The following is a 20850-nucleotide window of genomic DNA, read 5'->3' as shown; positions in this document are numbered from 1 at the left end:
AGGTCGGCGCAGGTCGGATTAGCGGAGCGTAATCCGACATCACCACAGCTATGACCAAAGCCAACAATAGCGTCGGATTACGCGTGGCTGCGCCCCGCCAATCCGACCTACAAGGGCCGCAAGCTGGCCCATACCCCGCCCTGGCGCTCGAACGCTTCCGTACTGACCTTTTCAAAGTCGGCACTGCCTTCATTCCAGCTGTAGCGCTCGACGCGGATGCAGCTGTCGTCGATACGGATGACATTGAACGAGTTCGACTCGCCCCTGCCTCGCGTGGACGTGGCCGTGCCTGCCTGCACCATCAGGGCAGCGTAGCCGTCGATCTTGTAGCGCGCCGACGTATCGCCCGCATGGCTGGCATGCAAGTGTCCGGCCAGCAACAGGTCCACGCCGCATTCGGAAAACATTTGCAGCGCCAGCGGCGCGCGGTCGACCAGGTCATCCTTGTCGAAATGCTCGGGCAAGTCAAAGGGATGATGCGTGACGATGATGCGCGTCAACCCGGGCGGCAAACTGCCCAGGCGTTCACGCAGGGTACCAATCTGTTCGTGGCTGATACGGCCATCCTTGAACGTCAGGGAGCGGGCCGTGTTGATGCCCAACACGGCGATTTCCCCGTCCACATATTCGGGCGACATATCTTCCGTCACATGGCGCCGGTATTTCACCAGCGGCGTCAAAAAGCGGGAAAAGAGGTTGTACAGGGGCACGTCATGGTTGCCAGGCACCACGATCTGCGGCCCCGGCAAGCTATCGAGGAAATGCCGCGCCTGCTGGAACTGGCTGCTGCGGGCGCGCTGCGTGAGGTCGCCCGAAACCACCACCACGTCCGGTTCCAGGCGCTCGACCAGCGCGCGCAGGGGCGCCAGCAAGGCAGCATCGACCCGGCCGAAATGCAAATCAGATAAATGCACGAGGGTACGCATGGCCTTACTCCCCGGAAGGTGCACGTGCGGGTACCAGCACCGCCAGCGCGGCCGGGCGGATACGATATTGCAGTGGCGTATTCATGATGGTCACCTCGCCATCGGTGGCCACGCGAAGGCGGCGGTGCTTGGTGGCGATTTCCAGGTCATTGGCCGTCAGCATATCGAAATCCTTGGCTTGTGACAGTTTGCCGAACAGTGCATGCAAGGCTAGTTTCAGCAAGCCCAGGCGGCCCGGACGCTGCGCCATGTACAGGCTCAGCTGGCCGCCATCGAGCCGCTCGCGCTCGCCGATATTCAAGCCTTCCATCAGATATTCATTATTGCCGATGAACACAAACGGCGTGCGCCGCGCATGCACGGCGTCATTGAGTTTCAATTGCACGCTGAGGAAGGGATAGCGGCGCAAGGCGGCCACCAGGGCCCAGCTGAAGGCCAGCCACTTGCCCCGTCCCAGCCGGCGCTGCTGCTTTTCGCGGTCGCGCACGATGTCCGGATACAGGCCCAGGCTGGAATTGTTCAGGAAGATGCGGCCATTGACGTCACCCACGTCGACCTGGTGCGGCACGCCCTGCGCCACATTGGCAATCGCCGCATCGAGTTCGAGCGGGATGTTCAAATCCTTGGCGAAATGGTTCAGGGTTCCCAGCGGCAAGACACCAAACGGCGTGCCGCTGCCGACAACGACGGAAGCGACGGCATTGATGGTGCCGTCGCCGCCACCGGCCACGACGATGGGCGCGCCATCGCGCAGGGCCTGCTCGGCCGTGGCGATCATCTCGGCGCCGCTGGCGGCCAGCGTGATGGCGACGTCGAGTCCCACGACCGCGAATTTCGCTTCGAGCTGCTGCGCCCAGTCGGGCGCGTAGCCGCAGCCGGCGCCCCCATTGATGATGACTGCAATCTTGCTCAGGATCGTTTCCCCTTATTTGGTTTGCCGGATATGCCGGCGGCGGCGCAGGGTCGACACGCCGGCGATGCAGATGGCCAGCCAGCCATAGCTTTCCGCCATGGCCGCCAGCACATCGCTCAGGTAATGCGCGCCCAGGTAAATGCGGCTGAAACCCACGAGCGCCGCCATCAGGAAGGCGCCCAGCGCGATGGCGATGCGCTTGCCCCAGGCGCCCGGCGCCGTCTGGCATATCAGGTAGGCGGCCAGCAAGCCGTACAGGGCCGTCGAGGTGGCCGTATGGCCACTGGGAAAGCTGTAGGTGCTCAGGGCCGTCGGCAAGATGGGCTCGTCAAAACTGGGCCGCGCGCGGACAAAAATGAACTTTAGCAGCAAGTTCAAAAACATGACGCCCGGCATGGTGATGAGCAGGGTAAACAGCCAGTAGGTGGCGCCCTTGCGGTGCAGATACCAGCCCAGCAAGGCGGCCAGGGTAATGGCGCCGATCACGCCATGCAGGTGCGTGATGACCAGCAGGCAACTGGTGATCCACGGCACGGCATGCTGGTTAAACCACTGCGCCACCTGCATGTCGATCACCGTAATTTGCTGCATGCCCATCACCGCTTCGGCGATCTCGTGGAATACCACGATGGCCACCAGCATCAGGGCCACGCCGACCGTCATATGCAGGCCCAGTTCGCCCTCGGGCGACAAACGCGCCTCGACGAAGCGGCGCAGTTTCGTGGTCCAGCCCGCGGTCATGCCCATGTCATTCTTCTCTTGCAAACTGCTCTCACTTTCCCGTTCGCGGTGATGATCAAAAAAACCACACCAGTAAAAAAATACTGTTTATTCATACAGTAGCTGTGTTTTCATACAGTAGTTATGCTATTCTGATGACTCGTTCAACACATCTCCCTCAAAGGAATTGTCATGGCAACATTGAATAGCGGTTTTGGCTCACGGTTCGGCCTGGAATACGTCCCAAGCTCTTTCCTCGTCCGCATGGGCAAGCGCGAAATCCTCGTTTGCCGCGACTTCCGCAAGCGCTACTACACCGTCAATCCCTTGATCGAGTGCGGTACGGGCATCGAGCCGGGCTATGTTGAAGTGCTGCTGATGCGCCGTTGGTTGCTTATCTTATCCAAGGCGCATTAAATACGCCGTAAAAATCTACTGCGCGGCGCGATTTGCGGCCTGCGATGCTCGCTGTACTAAAGTACAGCTGCGCTTCTTAGTCACAACTCGTTGCCGCTCGCTACGATTTTTCTCGGCGTATTCCGGGGCTTTCGACACCTTGCTTGAAAGCCTCGTCCGGCCACGCCGGGAGCGCACCAGTACCGGCCAGCGGCAACGCTGGCCGACCCCTCATTACTGTGTGCGTTCCGGTGCGGCCGGACTGGCAGGTGTTTTCACTGGAAACACCTTGTCAAACACATTCGCTTCATACCACAAGGTCACGAACAGCACCATCACGACGGGGCCGATGAACAGGCCCACAAGGCCCAGGGTTTCCACGCCGCCCAGAATACCGAACAGCACGGCCAGGAAGGGCAAGCGGGTGGCGTTGCCGATCATGCCGGGACGCACGAAGTGATCAGCCACGAACAGCACCATGGTGCCCCACGCGGCCACGCCGATGGCGGCGCCCACATTGCCCTGGAAGACCAGCAAGGCTGCGGCGCACAGATAAGCGAGCGGCGCGCCAAACGGGATAATGGCCAGGATGCCCGTGGCAAACGCCCACAGGGCCGGCGACGGCAATCCGGCGATGGCGTAGGCGATACCGATCAGCACCCCTTCGGCCAGGCCCACCAGCACCAGGCCGTTAACTGTCGCGCGTATGGCAGTGGGAATCTTTTGCGCATAGCGGCCCCAGCGTTCGGGACGCAAGAAATGGCTGCCGACGGCCGTGATCTGACGCGTCAGCGCCTCACCATCCTTGTAAAAGAAAAACAGGCACAAAAAGGCCAGGCCGAAGTCGACCAGGCGGTGGAACACGTCCGCGCCAAGGATTTTCAGTATGTCGCGCGCCGAATGAAAGCCGCCCACGGCGCTGCCCGCAAAAAAGTGGCCCAGACCATGGGGCTGGCTCAGGGTGGCTAGCCACCAGTCACCGATGGCGCTGCCCGCCAGCGGAATGTGCGCCACCCAATCCGGCACGGGCAAGCCGTTGGTATTCGCGTTGACGACGAAATTGGCCAGCACAGGCACTTCTCGCGCCGCCTGCGCCACACCGAACAGCACGGGAATGATGAAGATGCAGGCGAACGCCAGAGTCAGCACGGCCGCCGCGATGATGGTGCGCTGGCCCAGAGCCGCGCGCACGCGCAGGTACAGGGGCCAGGTGGCCACGCACAGGATGCCGGCCCACACGAGCGGCAAAAAGAAACGCTGCATGACGAAGGCCGTCACGGCGATCAGGGCCAGGGAAAAGCCTGCGCTGACGATGTCGCGTTGGGTATCGCTCATACCACTCCATTCGCGCCCCGCACCGGGGATAGGGATGGGGCTTGCTTACGCGCCAGTTGCGCAGGCGTAGCGTAACACGGCGGCATGGCAATTTATACGAGGCCCAGCTCCACCGGTTTGACGCCGGCAAACACATGATCGAGTTGCGCCGGCGTCAAACCGAACGTGCGGCGCAGCAAGCCGCCCAGCACGGCGCGGTATTCATTGAGCACGGGCATGTCGCGGTTCTGGAACAAGTTCGCCTGCGAAATCGCCAGCTGTTCGCCTGCCACCTGCTTGCCCTTGATTCCGCCACCCAGCACCCAGAACACGCTGCCGTGGCCGTGATCCGTGCCGCGGTTGCCGTTTTCGCGGAAGGTGCGGCCAAATTCGCTGACCACGACGACGACGGTATTGCGCCACTCGCTGCCCATTTCCTGAGAAAACGCGGCCAGGCCACGCCCCAGCTCATCGAAGCGCCCCGCCAGGTAGCCGGTGGCACCGCCCTGCCCCACATGCGTATCCCAGCCGCCCACGTCGACGAAGCCGACGTTGTATTTATCCTTCATCAAGCGGGCGATGCGTTGCGCTTCCAGTTCAAAGCCCTTGGTACTGATGGCGTTGCGGTTGGCCGCCTGCATCTCTCCCGTCAATTCCTTCGTCACATCGTCGCGCACGGCAAAGCCCGCGCTGACGGGTTGCTGCAAGGGTGTGCCCTTGTACATGGCGGCGATGACCTGGCTTTGACGCGCATCAATACCGGACTTGCCCACGGAGCGCAGCCCCATGTTCGGTACCTGCACACCGCCCTGGAAGATCAAGGGCAGCTGGTCCGTAAAGGAAATGGCGTGGTTGCCCTGGTTGCTATTGAGGCTTTGCGCCAGCCGGTTCAAAAAGCCCGAGCGGAAATCGCGGCGTCCGCCGATCTCCTGTCCCAGTTCGATGCTGTCCTGCGTCTCGAAATGGCTGCGCGTCAAATCCGTCGTGCCCGCAAACGGGATGAAGGCCGCCTCGCCGCCGTTGAACATGGGGTAAACGGTCTCGCGCAAGGCCGGATGCAAGGCCCAGTCGCTATTGAGGGCCAGCGCGCCGTTGTCCGCACCCGGTTTCGCAATGGCGATATTCGGCCGCGATGCATAGTAAAAATCGCTGCCGACCGGTACCAGCAGATTGTTGGCGTCATAGCCGCCGCGCAAGAAGACGAACAGCAGTCTGGCATTCGTGGCGGGCGCGGCCAGCAAGCTACCCGCGTGAGACAACAAGGGAGCGGCAGCCAGGGCTTTCAACAGGTCACGGCGGTTCATGGCAATCCTTTCAACGATGCATCATTTCTGGCGAAGAGAGCAAAAAAGTGTTCCACTCCTGCGGCGAGGCGGCCTGCTCCAGAGCCTGCCGCGTGGCGGAACTCAAAGCCGGCTGCAGCGACTGGTAATACAGGGCGCTGGCCAGTTGGGGAAACGCCACCTTTTCCTGCTGCTGCGGGCCCTCCGTCTTGAACAGGCCGGCGCTGCCCGAGCCGATGGTGCGGGCGATATCGAAGCGCGTCGTCATCTGCCCGGGGCTGGCCCAGGATGCATCCGTCAAGGGGTAGCCGTCCGGCGTCTGGCGCCCGTACAGGGGCTGGCCCATGCGCGAGAGCCAGTTCAGCATGGGACCCGCGTTCAGGATGGGCTTGTCGTCATAGCTGAGGCGCACGGCCGACACCACATAATGCATGGGGTCCTTGAATTTCTTGCCCAGCGATTGCGTGAACTCCGGGCTGCTGAACATGGTCTGCAGCACGTCGGCGATCATGCCATCGCTTTTCTGGAAGGTAGCCGCCATGCGCGCCACCAGCGGCTCGGGCGGATTGTCGCCGACGAAATACTGCGCCAGCTTGCCGCTGATAAAGTGCGCGGTGGCGGGACTACGGCTGAGGCGGTCCAGCGCTTCATCGAGCTCGGCCAGTCCCCTGCCCTTCACCGTTTGCCCGAGAAATTGTTTATCGCCGTAATCGTGGCGGTTCGGATTGAACTCGAACAAGCCCCGGCGCACATATTGCGACTGCAGCGCCGGCTTGACTTTCGGCGTATCCGCTCCCAGGTTGACGCCCACCCCCGTCAGGATGCGCGCCAGCTCTTGCACGTCAGCCTGGCTGTAGCCGCCGTTGACACCCAGCGTGTGCAGTTCCATCAGCTCGCGCGCATAGTTTTCATTGATGCGCTTGACAGCATTGGCTTCATTGTCCAGGTAGCGCAGCATGGCCGGATGGTGGACGGTTGCGCCCAGCAAGTCGCGAAATTTCCCCAGGGCATGTGGCGCGATGGCGTTCGCCTCATAATCGCCCACCATGGCGCGCAAGTTGTGCTTGCCCTGGTGCACGCTGAAATGGTTGAGCCAAAACCAGCTCAGCTGCTGTTGCAACTGGTTGGTCGAATACACGTCGAGCAGCAGGGAGCGCGTGGCCGCCTCGCGCGCCAGGCGGTTGAGTTCCTGCTGGTACTCCTTTTGCGCCTGCTGCTTCGCCATGTCGTCCATCACGCCGGCCGACTCCTTGCGCTTTTGCTCCATGGAAAGCACCAATTGATCCAGCGGTACCTGGCTGATGGTCATGGCGTCGATTTGCGCGGCGATAGCCGGCGGCAAGGCCGCTTTTCGTGGATGCAACTGCGCCTGCAGGTAGGCGTTCCAGCCTTGCGCCTGTACCTGGCGCACGCTGCCCCCATTCACGCCCCAGCTGACCCGCTCCAGCATGGCAATGTCCTGCGTGGAACTGGTCTGCGCACGAGGATCGGACTGGACGGCAGGTCCGGTTGCGGCGCAGCCGGCCAGCAAGAGCAGGGAAATCAAGGTGGTCGGCAATAATCGGTGCGGGGTCATGGCGGTCCTTCAAGCGGTTTCATGCAGAATGCTTGAGGGTACGCCCAGGTTGACCCGCACATGATTGCCATTTGCAACGAGTTGTAATCAAAGATGTTATTTTAATAATTCTTCACACTTGTCGCGCAGGAAATCGCGCAGCTGCAGCACCAGCGGCGTCACCTGGGCCCGGTGCATGCACAGCAGCTGCAAGGGCGTGGCCTCGCCCGCCACCTCGGGCAGCAGCACGTGCAGGCGGCCCGCCGCCACATCCCCAGCAACGTCGAGCCGTGATTTGTAGGCGATGCCCAGGCCCGCTACGGCCCAGCGCCGCACCAGCTCAGCATCGTCCGCGCTGCGGTTGCCGCTCACTTGGACGGTAACTTGCTCGCGCTGGGGCAGGCGGTAAAAGGTCCAGCGGTCGTGCATGCCGTCTTCCAGCGCGAAGCGCAAACAATTGCGCTGCGACAAGTCTTCCAACGCCAGCAGGGGGCCATACTCGCGCAGGTAAGCGGGAGAGGCCACCAGCACTCTGTCGTTGGCGGGCGCGATGGGCAGGGCGATCATGCTTGAATCGTCCTGCTGCCCGTATCGCAGGGCAATATCGACTTGCTGGCGCACCATGTCGGCCACCCGGTCGCTGACGCTGAGCTGGTAGTGCAGCTTCGGGTGGCGCGACTGGAATTCGTCCAGCCAGCCCAGCATCAGGTTGCGCCCCAGGTCCGAAGGCATGGCAATTTTCAAGGTTCCGCCGAAACTGTCCTTGCCGGCCAGCAGCGCATCGTGGCCCGCGCGCAGCAGGCGCAGCGCTTCGCGCGCGTGCTCGAGGTATTGCGTGCCTTCCGGCGTCAGGCTCAGCGACCGGGTCGTGCGGGTCAGCAGGCGCAAGCCCAGCTCCCCTTCCAGGCGCTTGACGGCGGCGCTCGCCAGCGCAGGCGAAATGCCGATCTCGCGCGCGGCCGCCGACAGGCTGCCCCGGTCGGCCGTGCGCACAAACACCTGCAAGTCATCGAGTCGCAGCAATTTTCAGCATTCCCTTGAAAGTGTTTCGGTACGCGCCCTCTTTTTCCTGAGCGCGAAAGCAACCATCATACGTCATCGCCTCCCCACTCTTGACCAAGGATTAGCATGAAAGCCATCGCCTACCACCACAGCCTGCCCATCACGGATGACGACGCCCTGCTCGACATCGAGCTGCCCACGCCCGTCGCCACGGGGCGCGACCTGCTCGTCTCAGTCCAGGCCATCTCCGTCAACCCCGTCGATACCAAGGTGCGCAATAACCGCGCGCCCAAGGACGGCCAGCCGGAAGTGCTGGGCTGGGATGCGGCCGGCGTCGTCACCGCCGTCGGCCCCGACGTGACCCTGTTCCAGGTGGGCGACAAGGTCTGGTACGCGGGCGCCATCAACCGCCCCGGCAGCAACAGCGAATTCCAGCTGGTCGACGAGCGCATCGTCGGCCACATGCCGGCCAGCCTCGATTTCGCTGCGGCCGCTGCCCTGCCCCTCACAAGCATTACAGCCTGGGAATTGCTGTTCGACCGCCTGCAGATCAGCCGCGACAAGATTCTGACGGGCAAGTCCCTGCTGGTGATCGGCGCGGCCGGCGGTGTTGGCTCCGTGCTGGTGCAACTGGCGCGGCAATTGACGGGTGTCACCATCATCGGCACGGCCTCGCGCGAGGAAACGGCCGCCTGGGTCACGGACCTGGGTGCACACCACGTGATCGACCACAGCTTGCCGCTGGCGGGGGAAATCACGCGCCTGGGCTTGCCACCCGTCGATTATGTGATCAGCCTGAACCAGACCGACAAGCATTTCGACCAGATCGTCGAATTGATCGCGCCGCAAGGCAAGTTCGCCCTGATCGATGACCCCGAGCACATCGACGTGCGCAAGTTCAAGGGCAAGAGCGTGTCGCTGCACTGGGAACTGATGTTTACCCGTTCGCTGTTCCAGACGGCCGACATGGTACGGCAGCATGAACTACTGGATGAGCTGGCGCAGCTGGTGGATGCCGGCATCATCAAGACGACCCTGGCCGAGCGCTTCGGCACGATCAACGCGGCAAATTTGAAGCGCGCGCATGCCCTCCTGGAAAGTAACACAGCAAAAGGAAAAATCGTGCTGGAAAATTTCCAGTAATCAGGTAATCAAAATGGCCCGGAAATCGTTGACATTCGTCAACGTCGGGCCCGTGATCACACTATCTCCCAGCGCCTGGAAGAAGCCGTGGCCATCGTTGTTGTCCAGGCTGTCGCGGGGCTTGATACCCAGCGCCCAGGCGCGCTGCAGGGTGTCGGGCGCCAGGACCGCGCCAGCGATGTCTTCCTGGCCGTCGACGCCATCCGTGTCGCCCGCCAGCGCGTGGATGCCTTCCTGGCCTTCCAGCGCGATACCCAGCGCCAGCAGGAATTCCACGTTGCGCCCGCCGCGGCCTTTGCCGCGCACGGTGACCGTCGTTTCGCCGCCCGACAACAGCACGCACGGGGCGGGGAACGGCTGGCCCCGCAAGGCCGTTTGCAGCGCGATGCCAGCCATGACTTTCCCCACGTCGCGCGCCTCGCCTTCCAGGCTGTCGCCCAAGATATACGCCTTGACGCCGGCCGCGCGCGCCACGCTAGCGGCCGCTTCGAGCGCCATCTGCGGCGTGGCGATCAGGGTCGTCTGCGTGCGCGCCAGGCGGGGGTCATCAGGCTTGACCGATTCGCCGCGCCCGCTTTCCAGCGTTGCTCGTATGCTGTCCGGCAAGTCCATGCCATAGCGGCGCACGATGGCCAGCGCATCCTCGCAGGTGGTGGCGTCGCCCACGGTGGGGCCGGAAGCGATATCGCCGAGCTTGTCGCCGGGCACGTCGGAAATGGCCAAAGTGATGACTTGCGCCGGATGGCAGGCGGCCGCCAGCCGGCCTCCCTTGATGGCAGACAAATGCCGGCGCACGCAATTCATTTCGCCGATGGTGGCGCCCGATGCCAGCAGCGCGCGGTTCAAGGCTTGCTTGTCTTCCAGGCTGATGCCATCCAGCGGCAAAGCCAGCAGGGAAGAGCCGCCGCCCGAAATCAGACACAGCACGGTATCGTCGGGCTGCAAGTTGGCGACCAGATCAAGCATGCGCTGCGCCGCCTGCATGCCGGCCGCATCGGGAACGGGGTGCGAGGCTTCCACGATCTCGATGCGTTCACACGGCACGGCATAGCCATAGCGCGTGACGACCAGTCCCGACAGCGGCCCCGGCCAGTGCTGTTCCACGGCTTGCGCCATGGCGGCCGACGCCTTGCCGGCGCCGATGACGATCAAACGCCCCTTGGGCGCGGGCGGCAGATGGGGCGGTATGCAGTGCGATGGCTGGGCCGCGGCGATGGCGGCGTGGAACATGGCTTGCAGCAAGGCGCGCGGCACTGGGGGCGTCGTCATTGTGTTCTCCTCGGGTATCCGATCCCGATCATAGCAGGGCCGACGCTGCCCGCGCCAGCGGCTGCCAAATTGCTTGGCAGCTAGAATAGCGTCTTGAGCACATCACAGGAATACCATGAACGACGCCATCGAATGGACCAGTCTTGCCCGCACTTTCGGGCTGTTTACCGTCACGGCCGTGGCTGAACTGCTGGGCTGCTACCTGCCCATGCTGTGGCTCAGCAACAAAGGCAGCGCCTGGCTGCTGTTGCCGGCCGCCATCAGCCTCTTGATCTTCGTGTGGCTGCTGACCTTGCATCCAGCCGCCAGCGGCAGGGTGTATGCCACGTATGGCGCCATCTATATCGCCACGGCCCTGGGATGGCTGTGGCTGGTCGACGGCATCACGCCCGCCTGGACGGACATCGCGGGCGTGGGCCTGGCCCTGGCCGGCGCCGCCGTCATTGCCATGGGGCACAAAGCGGCTTGATGTGCATCAGGCACCATGCGCGCGGAAATTCGTTTCCGCCGACCATGCCGCGCTGGCGCGGGCCAGCAACACGGCTTCGCCATCGGCCAGCCAGTCGTCCGCATCGGCGATCTTCCACATGGCTTGCAGCAGCTTGCGGCGCAGATCCGGGTCATCGATTTCATCGAGCAGGCTGTCGATCACGCCATTGGCCAGCTGCACGGCGCCATGCACGGTCGACGTCAGCATGTCGTCGCACAAGTCTTGCAACAGTTGCTGAAAAGTGGCTGGCGCCAGGTCGATATGCTCGAGAATCTTGCTGCGGTGCATGGCTTGCAGCTCGGCGCTGGCCAGGTTGCCGTCGACTACCATCATCAGGGCCAAAATACGTCCCGCTGCCTGGGGACTGTTCATTTCATAGGTACGCATGATTTTCTACTTTCTCAGTTAATTAATTAAAAAGCGTTCAAAGGCGCGCCACCGCCTTGCGGGGCGCGCCGTACTGCTGTTTATTTCTTGTCGCTGCGGGTGATGAATACGCTCGCCACGCAGCTCGATACGATCAGCACTGCCACCACCAGCAACGAAGCTTCCACCGGCACGTGGTACCACGGCATGATCAGCATCTTGGCGCCGATGAACACCAGCACCATCGCCAGGCCATACTTGAGCATGTGGAAGCGGTCAGCCACGTCCACCAGCAGGAAGTACAGGGCCCGCAATCCCATGATGGCGAACAGGTTCGACGTGAAGACGATGAACGGGTCCGTCGTGATGGCGAAGATCGCCGGGATCGAATCGACCGCGAACACCAGGTCCGTCACCTCGATCAGGATCAGCACCAGGAACAGCGGGGTGACATAGCGCAAGCCACCCTTTGCCACGAAGAAACGCTCACCATGGTCGCCGTCCGCTACCCGCAAGTGGCGGCGGGCAAAGCGCAGCACGGGGTTGTTCGCCACGTCCGGCTCTGCATCGGCCGCCACCAGCATGCGCATGCCGGTAATCAACAGGAAGGCGCCAAACAGATACAGCACCCAGCTGAACTCGCTTACCACCCAGGCCCCGGCCATGATCATCACGGCACGCATGACGATCGCGCCCAGCACGCCGTAAATCAACACGCGGCGCTGGTACTGGATCGGTACCTGGAAGGCGCTGAAGATCAGCAGGAAGACGAACACGTTATCGACCGACAGCGCTTTCTCGATCAGGTAGCCGGAGAAAAATTCCAGCGCCTTCTGGTTGGCGATCTCGGGACCGGCCGTACCGTTCAGATACCACCACAGGCCGCCGTTAAACAGCAGGGCCAGGCTGACCCACACGAGCGACCACGTCGCCGCTTCCTTGACACTGACCTTGTGCGCCTTGTTGCCGCCGAAGACGAACAGGTCCAGTGCCAGCATCACCAGGACAAAGGCGATGAAGCCGGCCCACATGGGTGCCGTCGCAATACTTTCCAGGCCGTTCATCGGTGGCCTCCGCAACTGTCTGTCTCTATCCTGATGCCCATGGCACTCTCCTTGCATGAATTGAGCAACCATCATAGTCTGAATATAAACATCGAACAAATCGAATATAATTGACGAATACATCGAAAAAATCGATGTATTTATTTCAGGGAAAAGCATGTCCACACTTAACTTCAAGCACTTGCGCTATTTCTGGATGGTGGCCAAGACGGGCAGCATCGCCCGCGCGGCCGAACAGCTGCACCTGACGCCGCAATCGATTTCCGGGCAGCTCAGCGAGTTTGCCGACACCCTGGGCGTGGAATTGTTCCGCCGCAGCGGGCGCCAGCTGGAATTGACGGATACGGGCCGGCGCATCCTCAGCCATGCCGAAAGCATTTTCAGCACGGGTGACGCATTGCTGGAAATCGTGCGCGACCAGTCGCGCACGGCGACGACGACGTTTCGCGTGGGCTGCGCCGATTCCGTGTCGAAACTGATCGCCTGCCGCCTGGTCGCGCCCGCGCTGGGCCTGGCCGAACCGCTGCGCATCATTTGCCGCGAAGGGCGGCTGGCCAGCCTGCTGGCGGACCTGGCCGTGCACCGGCTCGACCTGATCATGGCGGACCGGCCCATGCCGGCCCATTTGAGCGTGCGCGGTTTTAACCATTTGCTGGGCGAAAGCGGCATGACCCTGTTCGGCACGCCAGCCCTGGCCGCCACCCTGACTGGAGGCTTCCCGCAATGCCTGGATGGCGCGCCGCTGCTGCTGCCCGGTGAAGACTTCGCCATTTACGGGCGCTTGCTGCAGTGGCTAGGCGACAATCATCTGCACCCGCGCATCGTCGGCGAATTTGACGACAGCGCCATGATGAAGGCCTTCGGCCAGTCCGGCGCCGGCCTGTTTTTCGCGCCCACCGTCATCGCGCCCCAGGTCTGCGAACAGTACGCCGTGATGGCGCTGGGCCGGGTCGACAGCCTGGTCGAGCAAGTCTACGCGATCACCACGGAACGGCGTTTGAGCCACCCGGCCACCATCGCCATCAGCCAGAGCGCGCGGCACGAACTGTTCGTGTAAGCCTGTTCAGTCGCTGACCACGATTTTGCCCGGCTGCCCGCCCCGCTCCTGCAGCGCATGCGCGCGCCGCAAGGTGGCCGCGTCCATGGGCGACAGGCGCTGCTGCAGCGTGTGGCGCAGCACGCCCTCGTCCAGCAGTGCCGCCACGCGGGTCAGGATGCGCTGCTGTTCCTGCATATCGCCGGTAGCGTACAAAGGCCGCGTAAACACCATTTCCCAGTGCAGGGAAATGCTCTTGCCCTTCAGCGGCGCCGCATCAAAAACATCGTGGTCGTCGATGACGGCCAGCTTGCCGTGCGGCGCGATCAGCTCCACCAGTTCCGCGACATGCTGCGCCGTATGCGACAGGGCGGCGATATGGTGCACGGGAGCCACGCCCAGGGCCGCCACCTGTGCCGGCATGGGCAGCGCATGGTCGATCACGTGATGCGCGCCCATGGCCCGGCACCAATCCGCGCTGTCCTTGCGCGAGGCGGTGGCGATCACGGTCAATCCCGTCAACTGGCGCGCCAGCTGGATCAGCAGCGAACCGACGCCGCCCGCGCCGCCCAGCACCAGCAGGCTGCCCCGTGGCTGCCGGTCGCCGGGCGTGATGGCAAAGCGCTCGAACAGCAGCTGCCACGCCGTCAGTGCCGCCAATGGCACGCTGGCCGCCTGTGCACAATCCAGGGTCGCCGGCATGCGCGCGGCAATGCGCTCGTCGACCAGGTGGTATTCGGCGTTCGCGCCCGTGCGGTCGAAGGAGCCCGCGTAATACACGGCCTGTCCCGGCGCGAACAGGGTGACCTCGCTGCCGACGGCATGCACGATGCCGGCCGCATCCCATCCCAGGGTCACGACACGCTCCGGCACGTTCACAAGCCCCGCGCGCACCTTGGTGTCGAGCGGGTTGACGCCCACGGCGCGCACTTGCACCAGCACCTCGCGCGGGCCCGGCACAGGCAATTCTCCCATCATGTCGAACAAGCCATCGTTCTCCTCCAAGCTACTGCCCTTCCTGAATCCAATCATCTTCATTGCATGCTCCCTGCAGTTAAAAGCCCATGGTAAGCAGCCACGCGACAAAGAAAAATATGCTTCAATGCGTTTCACACCTGACCAAACTGTCATGAATCATGCAAAAGCAGAATACCGATAACCTCTCCGGCGTGGCCCTGTTCGCGCAACTGGCACAGGCGGGCAGCTTTGTCGCCGCCGCGCGCCAGGCCGGCATTTCGCCGTCGGCCGTCAGCAAGAGTCTGGCGCGCCTGGAGCAACGGCTGGGCGCGCGCCTGTTCCAGCGCAGCACCCGCCAGCTGAGTCTGACGACCGAGGGCAAGCTCTTTCTCGCGCGCAGCGAGACCATCCTGGCGGAAATGCAGGTGGCGCAGGAGGAGCTGGCGGGCAATCTGGCGCCGCGCGGCCGTCTGCGCCTGGGCTTGCCGGAACTGGGCGGCCTGTTCCTGTCCGCGCTGGCCGAATTTTCCCGGCAGCACCCCGCCATCGCGCTGGACCTGGACTTTTCCGACGCGCTGGCCGACGTCGTCGGCGATGGCTTCGACGCCGTCATCCGCATCGGCGCGCCCCGCGATTCGCGCCTGGCCGCCCGCAAGCTGGGCCAGTTCCGCTCCTGCCTCGTGGCCTCGCCCGCCTACCTGGCGCGCCACGGCACGCCCAGCCATCCTCTTGAGCTGCAACAGCATGCCTGTCTGCACTACCGTTTCCGCCACAGCGGCAAGATCGAACAGTGGCAGCTGCGCCAGGAGGCGGACGCTGCGCCCCTGGACTTGCCCGTGTCGATGGTGTGCAACAACGTCGATGCGCGCCTGCACTTCGCCAGGCAAGGCCTGGGTATCGCCTGGCTGCCCGACTTTCATGCGCGCGGCGCGCTGGCCGAAGGCAGTCTGGTCGAGGTGCTGAAGGACTACGCGATCACCGATCATCGGGCCCACAGTTGCTGGCTGCTGTGGCCGTCCGGGCCGCACCTGGCGCCAAAAGTGCGGGCGCTCGTCGATTTCCTGGCCGAGGCAGGCATTCTGTTGCCAGCCGCCCACGGATCAGGCGCATGAAATACATTTGCGCAAATATATCGATATAATGGCAAGTCTCCCCGACGCCCTGCGCGCCCTACCCTGGACTTGCCGCAATGAAGCACTTGCACGACATCCCCTCTGCCTTCAAGCATGAATTTGCCAACCCGCGCCTGTGGTGGTCGCGCGCCGTCGTCGTCGGCATGGCCGCCATCGCGGGCCTCGTCGTCGTCGGCTTTACGTGGCTGGCGGAGGAAGCACTGGACCTGTTTCTCTTTTTTAACGGCAAAGCCTGGTGGTTCGCCCTGCTGTGGACACCAGCCTGCGCCGCCTTGCTGGTCTGGCTGACGCGCCGCTACGCCATGGGAGCGGCCGGTTCCGGCATCCCGCAAGTGATGGCCACCCTGGACGCGGCCGTGGCGCCCGAGCAGCGTTCGCTGTTCGTCTCCCTGAAGCTCAGCGCCGCGAAGATCGTCCTGACGGCGGGTGGCTTGCTGGGGGGATTGTCACTGGGGCGCGAAGGGCCGTCCGTGCAGATCGCCGCCGGCGTGATGCTGGCCGCGCGCCGCTGGCTGCCCCGTCACTCGCAGGTGAGCGCCCATTCACTGCTGGTCGCGGGCGGCGCGGCCGGCATCGCGGCCGCCTTCAATACGCCGCTGGCAGGCGTCATGTTTGCCATCGAGGAACTGTCGCGCTCGCCCGAGCAGCGCAACAGCGGCCTGATCGTGGCAGGCATCGTGCTGGCCGGCATGATGGCCGTGTCGATCCACGGCAACGCCACCCACTTCGGCATCATCCACCCCGGCCCTATCGGCCTGGCGCTGGCCTTGCCCGGCTTGCTGGTGACCCTGGTGGCGGGCGTGGCCGGCGGCCTGTTTGCGCGGCTGCTGCTGGCCTCCGCCCGGGGCAATCCGCTGGGCCGATTGTCCGCGTGGAGAAAAGGCCGGCCCGTGCTGTTCGCCGCCGTCTGCGGTCTGCTGGTGGCAGCCATCGGCATCGCCAGCCATGGCGCCACGTTCGGCAGCGGCACGGTGGCCACGCGCGCCATGCTCGATGGCGCCAGCGACGCTTCGCCCGCCTTTGTTGCCTTCAAATATGTGGCCACGTGGCTGACCGTCTGGTCGGGCGTGCCGGCCGGCATCTTCGCGCCCTCTCTGGCCATCGGCGCAGGCATCGGCCACGATATCGCCGTGCTGCTGCACTACCCGCACGCGCCTGCCCTGATCGCGCTGGGCATGGTGGGTTTCCTGGCCGCCGCCACGCAAGCGCCGCTGACAGCTTTCATCATTGTCATGGAAATGGTCGACGGCCACGGCATGGTACTGAGCCTGATGGCCTGCGCCGTGGTGGCCAGCACCGTGTCGCGCGTGCTCAGCGAACCGCTGTACGGGGCGCTGGCGCAGTTGCAGCTGCAACGGCTGCCGGCGCCACCCAACTAAAAATGGCTGCAGGGGCGCAGCAAACGGCCCTCCTGCCAGGCGCAGAGGGTGCGCGTGCCGCCCTCGCCCCAGCTGCGCTCCAGGCCGTGCTTGCGACCGTCGACATACTCGACGGCGTGCAGTGGCGTGCCATCCTCGCGCCAGCTTTGCGTGCTCAGCAGGACGCCATCCTCGAACAGGTTTTTCTGGTCCAGCTGGCCATTCGCGAAATATAGCAGCGACCAGCCCTGCGGCTTGCCATGCAGGAAATTGAGGCGCGACTTTTCACGGCCATCCGGCCACCACGTCTGGTGCAGGCCGTTGCGCTGGCCTTCCAGATACGGCCCCCGCTCAGCCAGCCTGCCATTCGGATGAAACGCTTGCGCCTCGCCCGACAGCACGCCATCGGCAAAATGCGCGCGGTTGCTCACCTGGCCATGGGCATCAAAGCTCAGGTATTGCCCATCGGCGGGCTGGCCCGCCTGGTACCGCAATTCACGGCTCAGCTGGCCATTCGCATGATAATGGCTGTGCAAGCCCTCGAACTCGCCGTCGCGGTAAGCCTTGCGGCTCTTCACCACGCCGTTCGCATGGTACTCGACGCTCACGCCGTCGAAATCGCCCTCCCCGTTGCGCTCTTCCAGCAGGGCCAGCTGGCCATCGGCGAAATACACGCTGCGCTGGTAGGCGTAGCGGGGCGACGCCACGTCGGCGTCCAGCAGCCAGGCATCCATGTGCAGCTTGCCTGGCGGCTGCGCGAAATGCAGCTGCCAATGCCAGGCCTGGCGGGCCGCATCATGGCGCAGCGGCGCACGCTGCTCGTACACGGCCGCAGCGGGTACGGCGGGCTGGTAATCCGCGTCGAAATGCAGGGTGGCCGGCGATTGCCCGGAAGGCAAGGCCAGGATGGCCGACTCATTGGCCATGGAAATGATGGGAGAACTGGCCAGGACGGTGGCCAGCAAAACGGGTATGACTATCTTCAATGCGAACTCTCATCAACGGTGCGACAGCGCCGATGATAATGGCAAGCGGGGCAGTCCCGCCACACGCTTGCCCCTGGATTACATGGTGAAAGGAAACGGCTGCATGCCCGCCTGCCTGTCATCGGGGGCGACCACGGCCAGCAAGGCGTTCAAGCCCTGGTTCAGGTGCGCCAGGCTGTCGGGGTCCAGCTGGGCCAGCGCGCTGGGCAGCAAGCCGCGGGCCGGCTGCGGCGCGCCGGCGATCACGGCCTGGCCCTCCGCCGTCAAGGTCAACGTGACCACGCGCTGGTCGGGTTGGTCGCGCGCCTTGCGCACATAGGCTTTTTTCACCAGCGCATCGACCAGGTTGCTGGCCGTCGTCTGGTGGATGGATATCTTGCTGGCCAGCTCGCCCATGCGCAAGCCTGGCTGCTCCAGCAATTCCTGCATCACCCACAATTGCGCGCCCGACACGCCACATTGTTTCTCGATCTGTGCCGAGTGCCGCTGCGCCGCGCGCATGACGACGCGCATGTTTTGCAAGGCCATGCCTTGCGCCTTGGCCATCGCCGAACCTTCCGCTTCCACCACCATTGCCTCCAGTTATCCTGCCGGCTTCACGCCTGCTGGCGGGCCGGAATCCGTACATGATACCTGCAAAGGCGGGCGGCCCTCTACTGCCTATAGCCCGGCAGGCACTGGCGCTCCGGCCTGCCAAGCCTTCTCCCATACCTGTTTTCCCAGCTTGTCCCAGCGGCGCTCGATGCCCTGCTTCTTGCCGTGCTCATACGGCACGAGCTGCAGCAGGCTGCCGTCGCTGGCCCAGACTTGCAGCAAGCCATGGCGCTGGCCATCGCGCATGGGGATGACCTTGGCGCGCACGCCGTTGTCATGCCATTGCGTGACATCGCCCTGCTCGCGCCCCTGCGCGTCCTGCTGCCAGGCGATCGACGGCTTGCCGTTGCTGCCCCACTTCTGCATGCTGAGCAGCTTGCCTTTGCGGTACAGTGCCTTTTGCGCCAGTTGGCCATTGTCATGGCTTTCAAATGACCAGCCGTCGGCTTCGCCATCCACCCAGACCTTGCGGGCGAGCACCTTGCCATCCTCGGCCAGGGTGAGGAACTCGCCATCCTGCTTGTCATTAATAAAATGACTACGCTGGAACAGTTTGCCATTGGCGTAAAACACTTCCTGCACGCCATGCATCTTGCCGCCTTTCAGGAAGGCGTGGCTGCTCATCTTGCCATTCGGCCCGTATGACACGTACTCGCCATCGGCCATCTGCTTGCCGTGGTAGCTGATGCGGTTCATCAGCTGGCCATTTTCATGGTAATTCTCGGAGATGCTGTCGCGCCCGTTCGGCAGCAGGGTCACGCGCTGCTTGACCTGCCCGTTGGCATAGAATGACGCGCCACCGGTCAGCACATTGCCCTTGGCGTCCAGCCTCTCATCGCGGGCCAGTTGTCCATTCGGGTAATACCACTTGCGCAGGTGGACGAACGTGGCCTGGCGCAAATCAAGGTCCGTGGCGTAGGTTTCCAGCGCCACCGTGCCCGGCGCGTCGGGAAACTCCAGCAGCACGTGCCAGGCGCCCAGCGCCTCGTCGCGCACGGGCGCCGTGCGCAGCGCATACGCGGCGTGGCGCACGTCGCTCGCCGCATAGTCTTCGTCCAGGTAGATGCTCTTGTCCTGCGCTTGCTGCTGCCACTGTGCCGCAGCCTGCTGTTGCTCCTGTGTCTGCTCCTGCGCCGCCAGCGGCAGGGCCGTCATGAGCGCCCCCAGCAGCGCCAGGCGCACGGTCCGCATGGTCTGTCGATAAGGCATGTGATCCCCTACTTCGCCGCCACCGGCTGGCCATCCTGCCACGCCTGTTCCAGCACCAGCTTGCCGGCCTTGTCCCACTGGCGCTCGATGCCGTGCTTCTTGCCGTGTTCGTACGGCACGATCTGCCGCAGGCTGCCATCGCTGTACCAGGTCTGCAGCAAGCCGTGGCGCTGGCCTTTGACAAACGGTGTCACGCTGGCGCGCACGCCGTTGGCATGCCAGTCCGTCGTGTCGCCGTGGTCGCGCCCCTGTGCGTCTTTTTGCCACGCAAAATTGGGCCGGCCACTCGGCTCCCACGTTTGCAAGCTGAGCACGGCACCTTTCCGGTACAGCGTTTTACTCGACACGACGCCATTGCCATGGCTTTCAAACGACCAGCCGTCGGGCTGGTCGTGCACCCAGACGGTCCTGGCCAGCAGGCTGCCGTCCTTGGCATAGGTGACAAACTCGCCCTCGCGCTTGCCATTCACAAACTGTCCCCGTTGGAACAGCTTGCCATCGTCATAAAACGATTCCTGCACGCCATCCATCTTGCCATTGCGTTGATACGAGCGGTGGCTGACGGCCCCGTTCGCGGCATACGACACTTGCTCGCCATCGGCCATCTCGTCATCGTGATACAGCGTCTTGTGCGCCAGCTGGCCATTCTCGTGATACGTTTCCGAGATGCTGTCGCGCCCGTTCGGCAACGCGGTCACCCGCTGCTGGACCTGGCCATTCTCGAAGTACACGCAGCCGCCCAGCAGCTCCTCGCCCTGGGCATTGAAATAGGTTTCGCGCAGCAGCTGGCCATTCTCGTAGTAATGCTTGCGAAAGCGCACGAACCTGACCTGACTCAAGTCCAGGTCGGTGGTGTAGGTTTCAAAGGCCAGCGCACCCGGTGTGTCGGGAAATTCGAGCCGCACATGCCAGGCGCCCAGCGCCTCGTCGCGCACGGGCGGCGTGCGCAGCGCATATACGGCACGGCGCTGGTTGCTGGGCATAAAATTTATATCCAAATACATGGTGTGGTCTTCCTCCTGTAAGGTTGGCGTTGGCGCCGCCGACTGTTCCTGCGCTGCCAGCGGCAGGGCTGCGCCCATGCCCAGCGCGGCAGCCAGCAGCCAGCGCATCGTCTGTTGTATGTGCATTGAGTT

General features: G+C 63.6%; 21 protein-coding genes. 6 read left to right on the top strand and 15 right to left on the bottom strand.

Annotated features, from left to right (window positions below; genetic code table 11):
* Positions 1–107 precede the first annotated feature (107 nt).
* Genes CLU92_RS00945 through CLU92_RS00935 form a run of 3 tightly spaced genes read right to left on the bottom strand, consistent with a single transcriptional unit; the run spans position 108 to position 2586 of the window.
* Positions 108–926 carry a metallophosphoesterase gene (locus CLU92_RS00945; protein ID WP_101480348.1) on the bottom strand — a complete coding sequence of 273 codons (819 nt, stop codon included), beginning with the start codon at positions 924–926 and terminating at the stop codon, positions 108–110.
* Positions 927–930: 4 nt separating this feature from the next.
* A complete protein-coding gene (locus CLU92_RS00940) occupies positions 931–1839 on the bottom strand; it encodes a diacylglycerol kinase family protein (RefSeq protein WP_101480347.1) in 909 nt (302 codons plus the stop codon).
* Positions 1840–1851: 12 nt separating this feature from the next.
* Entirely contained in the window at positions 1852–2586 is a 735-nt protein-coding gene (locus tag CLU92_RS00935; RefSeq protein WP_101480346.1) for a phosphatase PAP2 family protein, read from the bottom strand.
* A 165-nt stretch (positions 2587–2751) separates the two neighbouring features.
* Between CLU92_RS00935 and CLU92_RS00930 the strand changes: the two genes are divergently transcribed.
* On the top strand, positions 2752–2976 hold the full coding sequence (locus CLU92_RS00930; RefSeq protein ID WP_101480345.1) for a hypothetical protein: 225 nt from the start codon (positions 2752–2754) through the stop codon (positions 2974–2976).
* 213 nt (positions 2977–3189) lie between these two features.
* Here CLU92_RS00930 and CLU92_RS00925 read toward each other — a convergent pair whose 3' ends face one another.
* The 4 genes from CLU92_RS00925 to CLU92_RS00910 all read right to left on the bottom strand — a co-directional run bounded on the left by CLU92_RS00925 (position 3190) and on the right by CLU92_RS00910 (position 8130).
* Positions 3190–4290: an AI-2E family transporter gene (locus CLU92_RS00925; RefSeq protein WP_101480344.1), complete on the bottom strand. Its 1101-nt coding sequence runs from the start codon at positions 4288–4290 to the stop codon at positions 3190–3192.
* A 92-nt stretch (positions 4291–4382) separates the two neighbouring features.
* Positions 4383–5573 carry a DUF1501 domain-containing protein gene (locus tag CLU92_RS00920; RefSeq protein ID WP_101480343.1) on the bottom strand — a complete coding sequence of 397 codons (1191 nt, stop codon included), beginning with the start codon at positions 5571–5573 and terminating at the stop codon, positions 4383–4385.
* A 10-nt stretch (positions 5574–5583) separates the two neighbouring features.
* Positions 5584–7128 (bottom strand): DUF1800 domain-containing protein, encoded by a 1545-nt coding sequence (locus CLU92_RS00915; RefSeq protein WP_101480342.1) that lies wholly within the window; start codon positions 7126–7128, stop codon positions 5584–5586.
* Positions 7129–7224: 96 nt separating this feature from the next.
* Positions 7225–8130 (bottom strand): LysR family transcriptional regulator, encoded by a 906-nt coding sequence (locus CLU92_RS00910; protein WP_101480341.1) that lies wholly within the window; start codon positions 8128–8130, stop codon positions 7225–7227.
* A gap of 105 nt (positions 8131–8235) precedes the next feature.
* Between CLU92_RS00910 and CLU92_RS00905 the strand changes: the two genes are divergently transcribed.
* The gene (locus tag CLU92_RS00905; protein ID WP_101480340.1) at positions 8236–9252 is read left to right on the top strand and encodes a zinc-binding alcohol dehydrogenase family protein; all 1017 of its coding nucleotides are present in this window, start codon (positions 8236–8238) and stop codon (positions 9250–9252) included.
* Here the strand turns inward: CLU92_RS00905 and CLU92_RS00900 are convergent, their stop codons facing one another.
* Positions 9253–10521 carry a glycerate kinase gene (locus CLU92_RS00900; RefSeq protein ID WP_101480339.1) on the bottom strand — a complete coding sequence of 423 codons (1269 nt, stop codon included), beginning with the start codon at positions 10519–10521 and terminating at the stop codon, positions 9253–9255.
* Between the two features lie 115 nt (positions 10522–10636).
* Between CLU92_RS00900 and CLU92_RS00895 the strand changes: the two genes are divergently transcribed.
* On the top strand, positions 10637–10990 hold the full coding sequence (locus CLU92_RS00895) for a YnfA family protein (protein ID WP_101480338.1): 354 nt from the start codon (positions 10637–10639) through the stop codon (positions 10988–10990).
* 6 nt (positions 10991–10996) lie between these two features.
* On the opposite strand, the gene CLU92_RS00890 is transcribed toward CLU92_RS00895, so the two are convergent.
* Positions 10997–11398, bottom strand: coding sequence for a TerB family tellurite resistance protein (locus tag CLU92_RS00890; RefSeq protein ID WP_243858205.1), 402 nt, complete (start codon positions 11396–11398; stop codon positions 10997–10999).
* Positions 11399–11478: 80 nt separating this feature from the next.
* Positions 11479–12441 (bottom strand): TerC family protein, encoded by a 963-nt coding sequence (locus CLU92_RS00885; protein ID WP_035826186.1) that lies wholly within the window; start codon positions 12439–12441, stop codon positions 11479–11481.
* Between the two features lie 157 nt (positions 12442–12598).
* Between CLU92_RS00885 and nhaR the strand changes: the two genes are divergently transcribed.
* Complete coding sequence (gene nhaR, locus CLU92_RS00880) at positions 12599–13498, top strand: transcriptional activator NhaR (RefSeq protein WP_101480337.1); 900 nt, start codon at positions 12599–12601, stop codon at positions 13496–13498.
* Positions 13499–13504: 6 nt separating this feature from the next.
* Here the strand turns inward: nhaR and CLU92_RS00875 are convergent, their stop codons facing one another.
* Positions 13505–14515, bottom strand: a complete 1011-nt coding sequence (locus CLU92_RS00875) for a zinc-binding alcohol dehydrogenase family protein (RefSeq protein WP_101480336.1) — start codon at positions 14513–14515, stop codon at positions 13505–13507.
* A 98-nt stretch (positions 14516–14613) separates the two neighbouring features.
* On the opposite strand from CLU92_RS00875, the gene CLU92_RS00870 reads away from it, so the two are divergent.
* Both CLU92_RS00870 and CLU92_RS00865 read left to right on the top strand, forming a co-directional pair.
* The gene (locus CLU92_RS00870) at positions 14614–15546 is read left to right on the top strand and encodes a LysR family transcriptional regulator (protein WP_101480335.1); all 933 of its coding nucleotides are present in this window, start codon (positions 14614–14616) and stop codon (positions 15544–15546) included.
* Between the two features lie 77 nt (positions 15547–15623).
* Positions 15624–16946: a chloride channel protein gene (locus tag CLU92_RS00865; protein ID WP_101480334.1), complete on the top strand. Its 1323-nt coding sequence runs from the start codon at positions 15624–15626 to the stop codon at positions 16944–16946.
* Here CLU92_RS00865 and CLU92_RS00860 read toward each other — a convergent pair.
* From CLU92_RS00860 to CLU92_RS00845, 4 genes are all read right to left on the bottom strand, one after another.
* Positions 16943–17911, bottom strand: coding sequence for a toxin-antitoxin system YwqK family antitoxin (locus CLU92_RS00860; protein WP_143452506.1), 969 nt, complete (start codon positions 17909–17911; stop codon positions 16943–16945). The genes CLU92_RS00865 and CLU92_RS00860 overlap by 4 nt on opposite strands.
* Positions 17912–17989: 78 nt before the next feature.
* Positions 17990–18484: a MarR family winged helix-turn-helix transcriptional regulator gene (locus CLU92_RS00855; RefSeq protein ID WP_101480332.1), complete on the bottom strand. Its 495-nt coding sequence runs from the start codon at positions 18482–18484 to the stop codon at positions 17990–17992.
* 87 nt (positions 18485–18571) lie between these two features.
* Complete coding sequence (locus tag CLU92_RS00850) at positions 18572–19714, bottom strand: toxin-antitoxin system YwqK family antitoxin (protein WP_143452505.1); 1143 nt, start codon at positions 19712–19714, stop codon at positions 18572–18574.
* A gap of 8 nt (positions 19715–19722) precedes the next feature.
* On the bottom strand, positions 19723–20844 hold the full coding sequence (locus CLU92_RS00845) for a toxin-antitoxin system YwqK family antitoxin (RefSeq protein ID WP_101480330.1): 1122 nt from the start codon (positions 20842–20844) through the stop codon (positions 19723–19725).
* Positions 20845–20850 lie beyond the last annotated feature (6 nt).

Source organism: Janthinobacterium sp. 61, assembly GCF_002846335.1.
Classification (GTDB): domain Bacteria; phylum Pseudomonadota; class Gammaproteobacteria; order Burkholderiales; family Burkholderiaceae_D; genus Janthinobacterium.
This window is presented reverse-complemented; position numbering and strand designations above follow the sequence as displayed.